This window comes from Blautia sp. MCC283 (assembly GCF_018785565.1).
GTDB lineage: Bacteria > Bacillota > Clostridia > Lachnospirales > Lachnospiraceae > Blautia_A.
The window spans coordinates 183,677-200,202 of the sequence record NZ_WQQB01000069.1 but is presented as its reverse complement, the minus strand read 5'-3'; the positions used below and the strand labels follow the sequence as shown (position 1 = coordinate 200,202).

General features: G+C 45.4%; 11 protein-coding genes. 2 read left to right on the top strand and 9 right to left on the bottom strand.

Going from position 1 to position 16,526, the window contains the following annotated elements:
• Positions 1–791: 791 nt before the first annotated feature.
• From GPK81_RS17380 to GPK81_RS17370, 3 genes are all read right to left on the bottom strand, one after another.
• Positions 792–1,973, bottom strand: coding sequence for a pyridoxal phosphate-dependent aminotransferase (locus GPK81_RS17380; RefSeq protein WP_021976402.1), 1,182 nt, complete (start codon positions 1,971–1,973; stop codon positions 792–794).
• A gap of 174 nt (positions 1,974–2,147) precedes the next feature.
• Complete coding sequence (locus tag GPK81_RS17375) at positions 2,148–3,482, bottom strand: dicarboxylate/amino acid:cation symporter (protein WP_021976403.1); 1,335 nt, start codon at positions 3,480–3,482, stop codon at positions 2,148–2,150.
• Positions 3,483–3,635: 153 nt separating this feature from the next.
• Positions 3,636–4,391 carry a LamB/YcsF family protein gene (locus GPK81_RS17370; protein WP_021976404.1) on the bottom strand — a complete coding sequence of 252 codons (756 nt, stop codon included), beginning with the start codon at positions 4,389–4,391 and terminating at the stop codon, positions 3,636–3,638.
• Positions 4,392–5,179: 788 nt separating this feature from the next.
• Between GPK81_RS17370 and GPK81_RS17365 the strand changes: the two genes are divergently transcribed.
• The gene (locus tag GPK81_RS17365; protein ID WP_442860751.1) at positions 5,180–7,759 is read left to right on the top strand and encodes a heavy metal translocating P-type ATPase; all 2,580 of its coding nucleotides are present in this window, start codon (positions 5,180–5,182) and stop codon (positions 7,757–7,759) included.
• 62 nt (positions 7,760–7,821) lie between these two features.
• Positions 7,822–8,133 carry an ArsR/SmtB family transcription factor gene (locus GPK81_RS17360; RefSeq protein ID WP_021976406.1) on the top strand — a complete coding sequence of 104 codons (312 nt, stop codon included), beginning with the start codon at positions 7,822–7,824 and terminating at the stop codon, positions 8,131–8,133.
• A gap of 90 nt (positions 8,134–8,223) precedes the next feature.
• Here GPK81_RS17360 and GPK81_RS17355 read toward each other — a convergent pair whose 3' ends face one another.
• From GPK81_RS17355 to GPK81_RS17330, 6 genes are all read right to left on the bottom strand, one after another.
• Positions 8,224–8,583: an Hpt domain-containing protein gene (locus tag GPK81_RS17355; RefSeq protein WP_021976407.1), complete on the bottom strand. Its 360-nt coding sequence runs from the start codon at positions 8,581–8,583 to the stop codon at positions 8,224–8,226.
• A gap of 64 nt (positions 8,584–8,647) precedes the next feature.
• On the bottom strand, positions 8,648–10,765 hold the full coding sequence (locus tag GPK81_RS17350; protein WP_215707405.1) for a glycoside hydrolase family 13 protein: 2,118 nt from the start codon (positions 10,763–10,765) through the stop codon (positions 8,648–8,650).
• Positions 10,766–11,052: 287 nt separating this feature from the next.
• Positions 11,053–12,900: an ATP-dependent zinc metalloprotease FtsH gene (gene ftsH, locus GPK81_RS17345; RefSeq protein ID WP_215707404.1), complete on the bottom strand. Its 1,848-nt coding sequence runs from the start codon at positions 12,898–12,900 to the stop codon at positions 11,053–11,055.
• 16 nt (positions 12,901–12,916) lie between these two features.
• Complete coding sequence (gene hpt, locus GPK81_RS17340) at positions 12,917–13,444, bottom strand: hypoxanthine phosphoribosyltransferase (protein WP_021976410.1); 528 nt, start codon at positions 13,442–13,444, stop codon at positions 12,917–12,919.
• Positions 13,441–14,886, bottom strand: coding sequence for a tRNA lysidine(34) synthetase TilS (gene tilS / locus GPK81_RS17335; protein WP_215707403.1), 1,446 nt, complete (start codon positions 14,884–14,886; stop codon positions 13,441–13,443). Before tilS ends, hpt begins: the two co-directional genes overlap by 4 nt.
• Positions 14,887–14,955: 69 nt before the next feature.
• The gene (locus GPK81_RS17330; protein ID WP_021976412.1) at positions 14,956–16,449 is read right to left on the bottom strand and encodes a SpoIIE family protein phosphatase; all 1,494 of its coding nucleotides are present in this window, start codon (positions 16,447–16,449) and stop codon (positions 14,956–14,958) included.
• Positions 16,450–16,526 lie beyond the last annotated feature (77 nt).

Here is a 16,526-nt window from a genome sequence, read left to right as displayed (position 1 = left end):
CGTCGTCCGGCAGATTATAGTTCTATTCTTTAATTTACATTTTGTTATTCAGTTCTGAAAATAGCACAATTCCAGTATTATTCTAGGCTATTCACCCGAAAAGATACTAGAGGGATTTTTAATAAAACTTGCGGAATTTTATGATTACAAATTATCACCTAACTTTCTAGAAAAATACGAAAAGGAATTGCCTCATTCTCCTTCTTACTATGAGAATGATTATCAATTTTACAGGAATAGAAAAAAGAACTATTTTTAATTCGTAAAAACCTCCCGGTACATTAATTTGCACCGGGTAATTTTATATATTCCCAATTGTTCTAAACCATGCTATACTAAAAGAGCTGTCGAACCTCCAGCAGAAAGGAGGTGGCCACGATGGAAGAAATTCTCACCACATTTCTTGTCTCCGTTGTAGCAGGCGTAGTTAGCTACTACATATGCAAACGGCTGGACGGTAGACGATAGGCAGCAACAGCCTAAACGGAATAACTCACCGTAACGAGCAAGAAAGCCCCCAGAGCTGCAACTCTGAGGGCTTTCACTTTGCCACTTGGAATCTCACCACATTCCTTAGCTGTTATTATCATATGCTATTACCGGTAAAAAGTCAACTCAAAACGTCACGGAGCTCTCCATATTTTCTGGCGTTTGTCCTAAAAACGTCACAAAACCATATCTCTGAATCAACCCACATATCCAGAAATGGCTTAAAATCAACACTTTCCAGACTTCACGGTATAAATATATTGCTTTTCGCCACAAAAAGCGGTGGGTATTTTTTTATCTGATCATTTGTTTTTCAGTTCTTCCACTGCTTTTTTGATTCTTGCACATGCTTCCTGAAGATCCTCATAGCTGCATGCGTAGGAAATTCTTAAGTATCCCTCTCCCTCGGAACCGAATGCGGAACCAGGTACCAGAGCGATTTTTGCATTGTCAAGAAGGTACTCGGCAACTTCCATGGAAGTCATTCCAAGGCTCTTGATATTTACGAAGATGTAGAACGCACCATGTGGATTGTTGCAGCTGATTCCGTCGATCTCGTTCAGTGCTTTTACCACATAATCTTTTCTTCTCTGATACTCTTTTCTCATTGCCTCAACATCTTCTGCACAGTCGCTTAATGCGGTAAGTGCTGCTTCCTGTACGAAAGAAGATGCACAGGTAACGGTATACTGATGAACACGTACACAAGCCTGGATAATTCCAACCGGTGCACACATATATCCAAGTCTCCATCCTGTCATGGAGTAAGCTTTTGAGAAGCCTCCTAATGTGATGGTTCGCTCTTTCATTCCCGGAAGGGATGCGATGCTTACGTGCTCAGTTCCATCATATACAAGCTGGCTGTAGATCTCATCTGCAATCACAAGAAGATCATGTTTGATGGCGATCTCACTTAATTTCTCAAGTGTCTCTCTGGAGAATACACCACCGGTCGGGTTACTCGGGTTAACAACTACAATCATCTTTGTTTTGTCTGTGATCTTGGACTCCATCTCCTCAAAGTCGATCTGATAATCATTCTCCTCTTTCAGGCTGTATGTTACAGGAACTGCGCCAAGTGCTGACGGAACATGGATGTAGTTCAGCCATACCGGGTTCGGAACAAGGATCTCATCTCCGGGATCCAGGAAAGCGTCCATGGATGCAAAAGTAGCTTCACCAACACCTACGGTTACAAGGACTTCAGATGCTTCATAATCTGTACCATGGTTCTCGTTCTCCCATTTTGCAATGGCTTCTCTCAGTTTCGGGATACCATAGTTGGATGTGTAAAATACATGTCCTGCTGCAAGGCTCTCATTTGCTGCTTTTTTGATCTTCTCCGGTGTATCAAAATCCGGACGTCCGATCTCCAGGTGAATGATCTTCTCTCCTGCCTGCTGCATTTTGTTTGCTTTTTCCATTACTGCACGGATACCGGAAAACGGAAGGCATTCCATTCTTTTCGCTGTCTTGTACTCCATATTCATTTCCTCCTGAACCCTTTTATTTTTCTGCGGATATTCCGCTGTTTTTACTGCATTTAATATTTAAGCGTATAGCTGATGTCTCAACTATACGCTTAAATGGTATCATCGTAGTAATATTAAGTCAATTTAATAATTTGTATGTATAATATTAAGATTTTTTATATTTACTTACGCGTTATATTTTGTTTCGTCAAGCTCATTTTCTTTCTTGTTAACGATAACGTTGACTGTTGCATCACCGATTACGTTAAGCGGAAGAAGTGCCATCTCAACCGGACGGTTGATCGCTACAACCAGTGCATATGCGATCATACAAAGGTCAGATGTCCAGCCCATACCGGAAAGGATTGTTACGATCAGAGTTGTTCCGGCGATCGGGATAGCCGGGCAGCCCATTGCCGCACAGATGGAAAGAAATGCGACTGTGATCAGGTTTGCCGGTGTAATGTCAATTCCGGATGCTGTTGCGATAAATGTTACTGCAAACATATGCATAACAGTTGTACCGTTCATGTTGATGGTCATACCTGTAGGAAGAACGAAGCTTGTGATCTCCTGGGAGCATCCAAGTTCATCAAGGCATGTTCTGGTGTTCAGCGGAAGGCATGCTGCGGAAGAGTTTGTGGAGAATCCGAATACACCAACTTTTGCGATCTTCTTAAGGAATTTCATCGGGCTTAAGCCTGTTGTAAGGCCGATACCGATCGGGTAAATCGTTACTACAAGTACAAACAGTGTCAGCATTGCGCCTACGATGTAAGCTGCTGCCGGTGCCAGATACTCAGCTCCGTAGATTGCGAATGTACGGGAGATCAGGCAGAAGATTGCTACAGGACCAACTTTGTTGATCAGGAATGTCAGATACAGGTTGATGATGTCGCTTAAGTTCTCAAGTACGCTTTTCAGCGGTTTCATCTTGTCGCCAAGTGCGTTCATGCAAAGACCAAGAACGATAGCTACTACTACAACTGCAAGGATGCTGTTATTGCTGCTGAATGCGGTTCCGATATTGGACGGAACTGCTGTTACGATTGTTGCAAGCGGGTTGAACTGATCCAGTGTTGCAGCCTCTGTAACTGCCTCTGCCGGAAGTTTTACGTTGAAAAATCCAGCTGTTTTCATTGCGAATGCAACAATACCTGCGATAAGTGCGCCAACTACATAGAAGCAGAAGAATCCAAGTAATGTACGTCCTGCAATTCTTCCAAGCTTGGAGGAACTGGAGATACTGCACATTGCAAGGCTTAAGGATACCAGTACCAGCGGTACGATCGCCATCTGTAATCCTCTCATGAACAGCTGTCCGATGATGTAGAAGAGACCGATGGAATGAAATCCCTGATCTGCTGTGATATCCTGGAACAGAAGTGCATTGATCACGTTCCATGTCCCCTCTGACATCTGCTGTTTCAGAAGCATGAATCCAAGTCCTACGACCAGACCGCCGACCAGAGCGATCATCATGTTTCTTACTATGTTGTTCTGTTTTTTCTCTTTTGCCATAGTTTCCACCCTTTCCTTTCTTATCCTAAAAAAGTGCACTTTTCCATATAAAGAGAGCCGGACAAATCAACGCAGTAATCCCTTGTACTAAATCTCCTTTGATTTATCCGGCACTCTATCTCTCATGTGAATGTAATATACTTTATTTAGTTTTTATAAGTGTTTGATCTCAATACCCTCTTCTGTGAATTTTTCGCGGATCTTCTGTACAAAAGCGAGTGCTTTCGGTCCGTCTCCGTGTACACAGAGTGTGTCTCCCTTGATGTCAAGCTCTTTTCCGTTGATGGATGTTACTTTTCCTTCTTTGATCATCTTCACGCATCTTTCGATGGCAATGTTCTCATCTGTGATCATGGATCCCTCCATCTTTCTCGGTACAAGAGAAAGATCATCCATGTATGCACGGTCTGCAAAGATCTCGGATGCTGTACGGAGTCCCTTGCTCTCAGCGATATCACCGAGAACTGCTCCTGCACAGTAGTAAACGATCAGATCTTTGTCATACTCACAGATTGCCTCGCAGATTGCTGTGGAAATGTCCTCATCATACTGGCAGGCATTTCCCATTGCTCCATGAGGAGCGACATGCTGAAGCTTCATTCCATAGCTTTTTGTGAATGCAGCCAGTGCTCCGATCTGGTATCTGACGTAATTCTTAACTTCATCATGAGAGAGAACCATCTTTCTTCGTCCAAAGCCAAGAAGATCAGGATATCCAGGATGGGCTCCAACCATAACGCCACGTTCCTTTGCCATGCGGACTACCTTATCCATTACCATTGGATCGCCTGCATGCCAGCCACATGCTACATTTGCTGTTGTGACATATTTAATGATCTCTTCATCTCCGCCCAGCTTGTATGCGCCAAAGCTCTCACCCATGTCACTGTTTAAGTCAATACTGTACATGTTGCTACCTTCCTTTCTTTCTTTACTTGATAAAAGTATAACATGTTAAATAAGAATAATAAAATAGATTATTTTTTCAGAATATATTAATGTTTTCTATATTTCTTTTGTAATAGATTTTACATTTCTTTTATTCTTTTTAGAAAAAAATATTGACATCAGATAAAACATATGCTTAAATAGTCATATGAACATTCAATCATATATTCATATAAATTTCAAGGAGATTTCATATGGAAGAGAGCTTAAAAAAGAATTCCATGGAGTCCACGGATTCCTGTGGCTGCGGTTGCGGCCACGACCATCATGAGGAACATGAGCATGAGGAACATGCACATGAAGAACACCATCACCACGATGATGAGCATTGTGGATGTGGCTGCGAAGATCATGAGCATGAACATCACCATCATGATCACGATGATGACCACTGCGATTGTGGCTGCGAGGATCATGAACACGAACATCACGAGCATGAACATCATCACCATCATCACGACGATGACCACTGCGGCTGTGGTTGCGAGGATCATGATCACGAACATCACGAGCATGAACATCATCACCATCATCACGACGATGACCACTGCGGCTGTGGTTGCGAGGATCATGATCACGAACACCACGAGCATGAACATCATCATCATGATCATGACCACGAACATCACGAGCATGAGCATCACCATCATCACGATGACGAACACTGCGGTTGCGGCTGCGGGGATCACGACCACAACCACGAGCATCACGAGCACTCCCACAGCACAGCATCCGCAAAACGTGTCTACATCCTGGAGAACCTGGGCTGTGCCCACTGTGCTTCCAAGATGGAGGAACAGATCCAGCATCTTGACGGCGTAGAAAGTGCAACCATCACTTTCGCCACCAAACAGCTTCGCTTAAACGCCGCTGACCCAGATGCTCTGCTTCCGCAGATCCGCAAGATCTGCACCTCCATTGAATCCGAAGTCAAAGTTGTTCCGAGAAACCCGAAGCCAGCCGCTTCTGCTGACGTAATAACCAAGATCTACCTTCTGGAGAACCTGGGCTGCGCCCACTGTGCTTCCAAAATGGAAGAACAGATTGCAGACCTCGACGGCATCTCCGAAGCCACCATCACTTTTGCTACCAAACAGCTTCGTGTAACCGCAAAGGATCCGGACCGCTACCTTGATCAGATCCGTAAGATCTGTACCTCCATTGAATCCGAGGTCAAGGTTGTTCCAAGAAGCAACAATTCCGGAGAAAAGACAAAAACTTATATTCTGGAAAACTTAGGCTGTGCTAACTGTGCTTCCAAAATGGAAAAACAGATTGCAGACCTCGACGGTATTTCCGAAGCTACCATCACTTTTGCAACAAAACAGCTCCGCGTCACCGCAAAGAACCCGGACCGCTACCTTGATCAGATCCGCAAGATCTGTACTTCCATTGAATCCGAAGTTGTAGTAAAAGAAAAAGATCCGAAGCCAAAATCACAGACAGCTACATCCGAAACTCACCCATCCAGCAAAAAGAAATCTTTTTCCAAAGAAAAGATCGACACGATCTGTATTATCATCGGCGCGATCCTCTTTGTTGCCGGTGAGATCATGGAACACAAAGGATTTGCAGATACTGCCACTCTTCCGTTATTTGTGATTGCATATCTGGCACTTGGCGGTGTGATCGTTGTAAAGGCAGCCAAAAACATCTCCCACGGACAGGTATTCGACGAAAACTTCCTGATGAGTGTTGCAACTCTCGCTGCTTTTGCCATCAATGATTCCGCTGAGGCCGTAGGCGTTATGCTCTTCTACCGAATCGGCGAGCTTTTTGAGGAAAAAGCCGTTGAGCGAAGCCGCGGACAGATCATGGACGCTGTAGATCTTCGCCCGGAAGTTGTAAACCTTGTTGTTGGCGATGATATTCAGGTGATCCCATCTGAAGAAGCTCAGGTTGGCGATGTTCTCCTGGTCCGTCCTGGCGATCGTATTCCTCTTGACGGCGTGATCATCGAAGGAAGCAGCCGTATCGACACATCCCCAATCACAGGTGAGCCTGTACCGGTTGCTGTAAATGAAGGTGATGAGATCACTTCCGGATGTGTAAACACTTCCGGTCAGTTAAAGATCCGCGTGGAAAAACCTCTCGAAGAGTCCATGGTCACACGTATCCTGGATTCTGTAGAAAATGCAGCAGCAAGTAAACCGAAGATCGACCGTTTTATCACACGTTTTGCAAAAGTGTACACTCCTTGTGTTGTAGGAATCGCTGTTGCAACAGCACTGATTCCATCCCTTGTAACCGGAAACTGGCATTACTGGATCTACACAGCCATCACCTTCCTGGTAATGAGCTGCCCATGTGCTCTTGTACTTAGTATCCCGCTTGCATTCTTCTCAGGCATCGGTGCCGGTTCCAAGAAAGGAATCCTGTTCAAAGGCGGCCTTTCCATCGAGGGATTAAGCAACCTTGGCGCTGTAGTTATGGATAAAACCGGAACCATCACAGAAGGTAACTTCCAGCTTCAGAAAGTTGTAACTGCCGGTAAATATAACGAAAACGAACTTCTTTCCATGTGTGCAGGCTGCGAGCAGAACTCCACACATCCGATTGCAAACAGTATTGTAGCTGCCGCAAAAGAACGCGGAATCCAGTTTGAAAAACCGATCTCTCTGGAAGAAATTTCCGGACATGGAATTGTCGCAGAAATGCCGGAGGGAAAAGTTCTCTGTGGAAACCGCAAGCTGATGGATAAATTCGGCGTCACCATCGGAGAATTAAAAGAAGCCTCTTACGGCTCTGAAGTATTTATGGCTGTAAACGGAACTTTTGCAGGATATATGCTGATCTCCGATACTATCAAACCAGATGCAAAAGAAGCCATTGCTTCCCTGAAAAAACTCGGTCTTCACACAGTTATGCTTACCGGAGATTCCGAAGACAGTGCAAATGCCGTAGGAAAAGACGCGGGAATCGATGAAATTTATGCCAAGCTCCTTCCGGAAGACAAACTCAACGCCCTGAAAAAGGTCCGTGAGGCACACGGAACGGTTATGTTTGTCGGTGACGGAATCAACGATGCTCCTGTACTTGCAGGTGCAGATGTAGGCGCGGCCATGGGAAGTGGTGCAGATGCGGCTATCGAGGCTGCAGATGCCGTATTTATGAACTCCAACGTAGATGCGATTCCTCAGTCTATCGCCATTGCACGAAACACAAACCGCATCGCATGGCAGAACGTAATATTCGCCCTTGTGATCAAGATCGCCGTTATGATCCTTGGTCTTGCCGGACATGCCAACATGTGGATGGCCGTATTTGCAGACACTGGCGTTGCCATGATCTGCGTGCTGAATTCCATTCGTATCCTGTATAAAAAATAAAAAATTTGACCGGTGCGTTTTTTTCAGCTACAATAGAAGTTAATAGTTTGGAGGATGCGCAAATGAAGAAACCACATATCGATTACCCGATCAATGATGATACGCTTTACCGGCTTGCCGACCTGTTCAAGGTCTTTGGTGATCCTACCAGGATCCGTATCCTGTATGCGCTTTCTGTAGAAGAACTTTGTGTGCAGGATATTGCCGACCGGCTTTCCATGACACAGAGTGCGATTTCTCATCAGCTTCGTGTGCTGAAGCAGATGTCACTGGTCAAATTTCGAAGAGATGGAAAAACAATCTTCTACTCCCTGGCAGACAGCCACGTGGCAACCATCATGAATCAGGGTCTGGAACACGTAACAGAAGAATAAAACATAAAAAGCACCAAAAGCCGATCCGCTTTCCAGCAATGGAAATAGCAGATCGGCTTTTTTATAAATAACGTTCAGTTCCGGCTTTTTTTATTCATTTACACAATTAATAGCATCAACCGTCTTTTTATACTCAGAAGACACTTTTTCAAGAAGTTCCGGCAGCTTTGCCTCATCCGGAGCACCGCCCCTGAGTTCTTCTGTCAGATCACTGGAAACTTTAAACAGCTGTGTGAATCCCAGATTTGCACAAACACCCTTTAATGTATGGGCAGCACGGAAAGCTTCCTCATAATCCGCTTTATCCATGGTATCGACAAGTGTCTGATAACTTGGATCATCAAGGAATTTTCTGGCAAATTTTTCTACCAGCATTTTGTTTCCCGCAAAACGTCCAAGCACCTCTTCGTAATTACTTTCAATCGCACTATAGCACTGTTCAATTGTCATTGTATATTTCTCCTTTCCATCGGGCATCCTCCGTATTTTCACGGTCTGTTTCCTGGCCTGTACATTATTTATATTTCTCTCTCGCTCTGTGGTGAAGTACCATCGCTCCGTATGCAGGCATTCTCACATGAAGGATTCCCGAATCCGCAATATATTCCTCTGCCTTTTCTGTGTAGCCATCTCTGGAAGAAAGCATCAGGCGCTGAAAAGCTGTCGCTTCTTTCCGGCTTACACCTGTTTTCCAGGCTGTTACCCTCACATCTCTCTCATAATCCTGATTATTGATGATCACAATGATCTGCTCAGAATCAGAAAAGCGGCCATAACTTAAGCCCTGATGATCGTTCCACAGAAACTCCAGGGAACCTTTTGCAAGGAGCGGATATGCCTTGTGTATACAGATCATCCGTTTATGAAAATCCAGCATCTCAAGATCTTCTTTTCCCCAGGGATAAGTTCTGCGGTTATCCGGATCTGTAAAGCCACACACACCGGCCTCGTCCCCGTAATATACCGTAGGTGCACCTGGCCACGTCATCTGGATCACAACCGCCTCTCTCATGATCCCAGGATTAATGCCTGCGGATGCCGCCTCTGCACCTGCATAGGAAAGCCTTCCTACTCTGTGGTTGGTTCTTGTCAGGAATCTGGAATGATCATGGTTGGAAAGCTCATTCATGGCCCCGTAAAGAGCTCCCATGTGCAGTGACCGCATATGATGCTTCATGGCACCGATAAAGGCCTCACTGTTACCGTAGAGGTCTTCCCTGTACTCATCGCTGTGTTTCTCCATTCCTGTCAGAAACCAGGTCACAGGCTCCATAAAAGCGTCATAGTTCATAACCGTATCCCACTCATCACCCAGAAGCCAGCTCTCCGGATTTCCGTAGTGTTCTGCAAGGATCACCGCATCAGGATTAGCCTCTTTTACCGCTTTTCGGAACTCTTTCCAGAAATGGTGGTTAAAATCATTGCTGTGTCCCAGATCTGCAGCCACATCCAGTCTCCATCCATCTACGTTATATGGTGGAGAAACCCATTTCCTGCCAACATCAAGGATTGTCCGGCAAAGTTCCTCAGATCCTTCGTAATTCAGCTTCGGCAAAGTATCATGGGTCCACCAGCCGTCATAGGTGGGATTATATGGCCAGCGATTCTGATCCTGGAAGCAGAAGAAAGAACGATAAGGGCTGTCCGCAGAAATATAGGCTCCTTTTTCGTATCCTTCCTGATTTTCATAGATCCGTTCTCTGTCCATCCATTTATTAAAAGATCCACAGTGGTTAAATACCCCGTCCAGGATCACTTTCATTCCTCTCCTGTGGATCTCTTCCACAAGCTCCCGGAAAAGCTCGTTGCTGGCCTTAAGATTCCGTTTATCGGTCACACGGCGGATATACTTAAGCGCATGGCTGTTATCCCGGTCTCCGGGGCTCAAAAGGCCGTCACAGTCCTCCACGATCTTTCCGATATGAGGATCGATATGATCATAGTCCTGGCAGTCATATTTGTGGTTGCTTGGGGAAACAAACACCGGATTCAGATAGATCACATCCACCCCAAGTTCCTGGAGATAATCCAGTTTATCCATAACTCCCTGAAGATCACCGCCATAAAATTCCCGTACCCCCATGACTGCCGGAATCTTTCCCCAGTCATCCACTTTCACGGAAATATCCCCGATATAGGAGTATTCTCCGGTTTCCACATCGTTGGAAGGGTCTCCGTTATAAAAGCGGTCCACATAAATCTGGTACATGACAGCACCCTTCAGCCATTCCGGCACATGATAATCCGGATAGATCTCAAATTCTGTCCGTTCCTCATGCCTGGTGCTAACACCATCTGTATCATAATAGCAGGTAACAAGCCCTGAATGGATTTCAAAATAATAGTGTACAATGTCCTTTCCCATTATGATCTGTGCAGTATAGTAATCAAAACTTCCGGAAGTCCTCTCCCGTTTCATTTCCAGATATTCTCCGTCATGCACAAGACAGACGTTGTCCACATTATTTCTCTGGGTACGAAAACGAATGGTCACGGTATCGCCTTCCCGTGGTTCTACCGGTGTTCGGTAATATTCCGTTCCGTCACTGAACATTGCCTCTTTATTTAATACCGGACTCATATTGAGTATATACTGCATCTTCTTTGCTGTCTCCATGCTTTCATATAACATTCTATTTTCCTCATTCCGTTTTTAGTACCATTCTCTTAAATATATTATCTTAATTTTTTCCATACCGCAAGCTTATCTACCGGTTTTCTCCATATTTCCTCTTTTATTTTTGCGCAGTAAAAAAGGCAGCTGGTTAGGCTGCCTTTTTTGGAGAAGGTATTTCTTCTTATGGGGTGTAGCAAAAACTATATAATGTATTGGGGGGTTTTTACGGTATATATAGTACCATGTGTCCACCAAAAAGTGTGCACAAAGTTCACAAAATTCAATATGTTTTTTTGTGCACTTTATTCGTTTGTTTCTGCAACCTCTTCATTTTCTGTTGTAAAAAGTGCTTCAAACTCTTCACGATGTACTTTTTCCTTCTCAAGAAGAAGGGCTGCACAGCTGTGAAGAACGCCAATATGCTCCCGGATAATGCTCTCTGCTTTCTCATGACATTCGCTGATGATACGGGAAATCTCCCCATCAATCTCTCTTGCCACTTCCTCACTGTAGCCTCTGGTATGTGCCAGATCACGGCCGATAAACACCTCATCGTCATCGTTGCCGTAAGCGATCAGACCGATCTTTTCAGACATACCGTATTTCATTACCATAGAGCGTGCAGTCTCTGTGGCACGTTTGATATCATTGGATGCACCTGTTGTAATATCTCCGAAAATGATCTCCTCAGCCACACGGCCTCCCAGAAGCGTTGTGATGTCCTCCAGCATCTTGTTTTTTGTATTGAACATCTCATCGTTATCCGGAAGCGGCATGGTGTAACCGGCAGCTCCCATACCTGTAGGAATAATGGAAATGGTGTATACCGGATCCATATGCGGAAGTACATGAAACAGGATCGCATGGCCAGCCTCATGATAAGCTGTGATCTTCTTCTCTTTGTCAGAGATGACCTTGCTCTTCTTCTCCGCACCGATCCCAACTTTAATGAATGCTTTTTTGATATCTTTCTGCATGATGTAAGGACGGCTTTCTTTTGCTGCGTCAATGGCAGCCTCGTTGAGAAGGTTCTCAAGATCCGCACCGGTAAATCCAGCCGTTGTCTGGGCGATCTGATGAAGGTCCACATCGTCTCCCAGCGGTTTGTCCTTGGCGTGGACCATCAGGATTTCTTCTCTGCCCTTGACATCCGGACGTCCCACACCGACTTTTCGGTCAAATCGTCCCGGACGGAGGATTGCCGGATCCAGAATATCCACACGGTTGGTCGCTGCCATTACGATGATACCCTCATTTACCCCAAAACCATCCATCTCTACAAGAAGCTGGTTCAGTGTCTGCTCTCTCTCATCATGGCCGCCGCCCATTCCGGTTCCTCTCTGACGGGCTACCGCATCGATCTCATCAATAAAGATGATACACGGTGCATGGCGCTTGCCCTCTTCAAAAAGATCTCGTACACGGGAAGCACCGACACCTACGAACATCTCCACGAAATCCGATCCTGAAATGGAGAAAAACGGAACACCGGCTTCTCCTGCAACTGCCTTCGCAAGAAGGGTTTTACCAGTTCCCGGAGGGCCCACAAGGATCACTCCTTTCGGAATTCTGGCGCCTACCTTGGTATACTTCTGCGGGGATTTCAGGAAGTCAACCACTTCCTCCAGATCCTCTTTCTCCTCCTGAAGACCTGCAACATCTTTGAATGTTACTTTCTTATCATCAGGGGTAGACATTCTGGCTCTGCTTTTTCCGAAGTTCATCATCTTCGCATTGCTTCCGCCGCCTCCGGACATCTGCCGGTTCATCATCATAAAGAAAAAGATAAGGATCGCACCGGTAAGTACCACCGGAAGTACTGTTCCGATCATGGAACTGTCTTTGGGTACATTGCGGATCGTCGGATCAATGTCATATTTTTCAAGAAGCTCTTCTGCCTCTTTTACATCGGTTACGTAGACCGTCCTCTGACCGTCTGAAACAATGTTTGCCGTTACATAACCGGTGGGCACTTCTCTGTTCTGATGAATCACTGCATCCGTTACTTTGTCTTCTTCCAGAGCCTTTTCCAGCTGGCCCATTGTGTAACTGCCCTGGGTAGATACCTGGTCATTGAGATACAGATATCCTGCGATCAGTGCCACAATAAGCAGAAGGTACAGGCCTATCTTACCTGAATGCTTGCTCACTTGGTTAAATCTCCTTTCAGTCCTCCATCTCCACTACTCCGATGTAAGGAAGGTTTCTGTATTTCTGGGCATAATCAAGTCCATATCCTACCACAAACTCATCCGGAATGTTGAAGCAGCAGTAATCTACCGCTACATCTGTCACACGTCTTTCCGGTTTATCAAGAAGTGTACAGAGTCTGACGCTGGCCGGATGTCTGCCTTTCAGGATACGCAGCAGATAGCTTAATGTTCTTCCTGAATCAATGATATCCTCCACGATCAGAACATCTTTTCCTTCCAGAGGCTGATCCAGATCCTTGACGATCTTTACAACACCGCTTGATTTTGTGTCATCGCCATAGCTGGACACAGACATGAAATCCAGTGTTACCGGACGTGTGATCCTCTTGGCAAGCTCGCACATAAAGAAAACGCCGCCTTTCAGAACACAGATCATGTGTACATCTTTTCCTTCGTAGTCTTTGTTGATCACATCTGCAACTTCCTGAATACGGGCATCTACCTCTTCTTCACTGAGTAAAACCCTGATTTTTTCGCTCATGTTAATACTCCTCCTTGGTAATGTAATTCTAACACTCTCCCTGTAGTGGAAGTGATCTTATACTGTTCGTTCATTCGTCCTCCCGGTATCCAGAGGATCTCCGATCCTGCGGCAACAACCGGAATTTGATCTCTTAACCCTGCCGGGATCTTCTCATCAATAAAGATCCGGTTCAGTTTCTTTCTACCTCCGGCGCTGTTTACAACAAGATAATCCCCCTGTTTTCTGGTACGAACGCATGGACTACCTTTTATTTTATCATAATCCATCCATTTCGTATACTTTTTTTCTTCAATCTTCTGATTCTTATAGTGGAAAATTTTTGTCTCAAAAATTCCAAACGGACATTCCAGGATCCCGGACAGCGGAATTTCAAAAAACATTTCCGCCGGATTCCCGGAACCTTTTTTTTCTGCTGACACACCTTCTGTGGTCCCCGGTCCGAAAACTGTCTTTTCCAGGCGAACGCCTCCATAACTCCGGACAGCCTGAATATTCCCCGGAAGCTTTATATAGCGTCCGGTTTCTTTTTTTTGGAGGGAAAAAACCTGCCTTACATGAAGAGACGTAAAATCCTTTCGTTTTCCCGACAGCCGCTCAAAAGCTTCCATAACCGCATACTCCCGGACAATATCCGGTTTCTCAAAAAATGCACCATCCAGCAGGTATCCGGTTTTCTGTCTGCATTGTTCCAGAAGTTCTGCGCCCTTTCTGCGAAGGTATCCGTCTGCTTCTCTCAGTATTCTGGCTGTTTCCGCCATATGTTCTACCGTTTTTCCGTTAATTTCCTTTTCCATGGCAGGAAGCACATGATGCCGGATCCGGTTTCTGGTATATCCATCAGAAAGATTACTGCTGTCCGTAATATAGGAAATCTCGTTCTCTTCCAGATAATAGACAATTTCCCTGCGTTCTAAACATAAAACCGGACGGATGATCCCGTCACTGCAGGGATGTATCCCGGAAAGTCCCCGAAGTCCGGTTCCCCTTGCCAGATGATGCAGCATGGTTTCTGCCAGATCATTACGGTTATGAGCCAGCGCAACGCAGAACCGACGCTCATTTTCTTCCGGAAATTCCGAAAAGGCAATGCGCTGTTTTTCCTTCGCAAAAGCCTGTTTTCGGACGATCCGTCCGGTTTCTTCTTCTCCCAGCCTCCATTTTCTGGAAAGTTCCGGAACCGGATAATGATAGGACTGAAAAGGAATCTTCCACTCCTGGCAGATTTTTTTTACAAGGTTCTCATCTCTGTCCGCCTCATCTCCCCGGATTCCATGATGAACATGGACTGCCTCCAGGAAAAATCCAAATTCTTCCTGGATACTTTTCAGGATATGAAGCATGGCAATGGAATCTGCCCCTCCGGAAACTCCTGCCGCAACAATGTCTCCTGCTTTCAGCATCTGATTTTCTCTGATATATTTCTTTACACGTTCGATCATTTTTTCTCCTGTGTTTAACCAAATCAAGTAAGTCCCCTGCTTCAATTGCGAATATCCACTTGACTAATCCTATTTTTTCCATAAACCAGCCACAACGACGGTCATATCATCCCGTGCACGATAGTCACTGTATCCCAGAACCCTCTCCAGAATTCCACGACCGATCTCTTTTGGTTCTTTTTCATGGACATCCATGATGATCTCTTTCATGGTCTCTTCCTCATGTTCTGCTGGCAGTGCATCCAGGACGCCATCCGTCATCATGATCAGATAATCTCCATGATACAGTTTTCTGGAAGCCGTATCAAAATCCAGCTGCTGGATTAGGCCCGCTGCCAGACTTTCGGAAGCAATGGACTCTACCCAGTGATCTCTTTTTATAAAAGTGGAAGATGCTCCCGCTTTCAGGAAATTACAGATTCCCGTATAAAGATCTACCGCACAGATATCCACCGTAGAAAACATCCCTTCCCGTCCTTTCAGAATCAGGGCGGAATTCACCATTCTGGCCGCTGTCTCCTGGGAAAGTCCGGATTCCATAAACTGTTCCAGAAGTTCCACTACGATCTCACTTTCCCGGAAAGCTTCCATTCCGGATCCCATTCCATCGGACAGGCAGAGAAAAAACCTGCCATCCTCTTCCTGACGGCAGATATAATTATCCCCGGAAACCTTTTCTGCTTCTCTTGTAAGCCTGGCTACCCCGTAAAGCATCTGATAGCTGACATCTTCCACAAAATGTACCGTATGGAAATCTCCATTTACAATACTCCTGCTTCCCTGTTCCGGCGTCATGGGGCTGCCACATATTCTGGATAAAATCTGTGCGATTTCTGTCATGGAAACACACTGCCCGCTTCTGGCACGTAAACTCAGAAATATCTGCCGTCTTCCCTCAATCTTATCCATCACCCAGACATTTTTTATGAGTACGTGTTTCCTGCGGAAGGCTTTTCGAAGTTCTTCCTGAAACCTGGGATCTGCCGGCATAATATCATAAAGCTCTTCTGCCATATGATCCATGATCCTGGAAATCTCTGTCAGCTGCTGAGCCACAGCAAGCCGGCTTTCGATCATCCGGTTGTCCCACACAAGATTCTGCCGTTCTTCCCGGAATCCTTCGTTCAAAACCTGAAAATACTGGGCAGAACGCCCACAGGCACTCATCCATTCACTGCGAACCTGACGAACAGCCTCTTCATCCCCCTCCTCCATGACTCTTAGCATATGCTCGCTGTTCCGCATGGTTTCTCCTGCACGCTCGCCCCAGCAGATCTCTCTCTGATAACATCTGGAGCACACACAGGCGCTAGTATCCGAAATGATCCGGTTCAGCTGTCCTCCACTCAAAAATTCCTTTCTGTAAGGCATTCCATAGAATGTATCCGCAAGTTTCCGAAAGGATGCTGCATATCGTTCCACCTTCTCCTTCTGGGGATGGCTTTCACTGAGCGGCATCATCTCTTCTTTTGCCTGTGTTCTTCCCGAAAAGACAGTTTTTGCCATGTCCCGGAGTATCAGCAGAATGCTGACTACGAGCATGGCAATGATCCATTCCTGCATATTTTCCCCTCCCCTTATAACCTTCACTGACTGATTATTATAAAGGAGGTATTCTGAAATATCTGTCAAAGTAACAC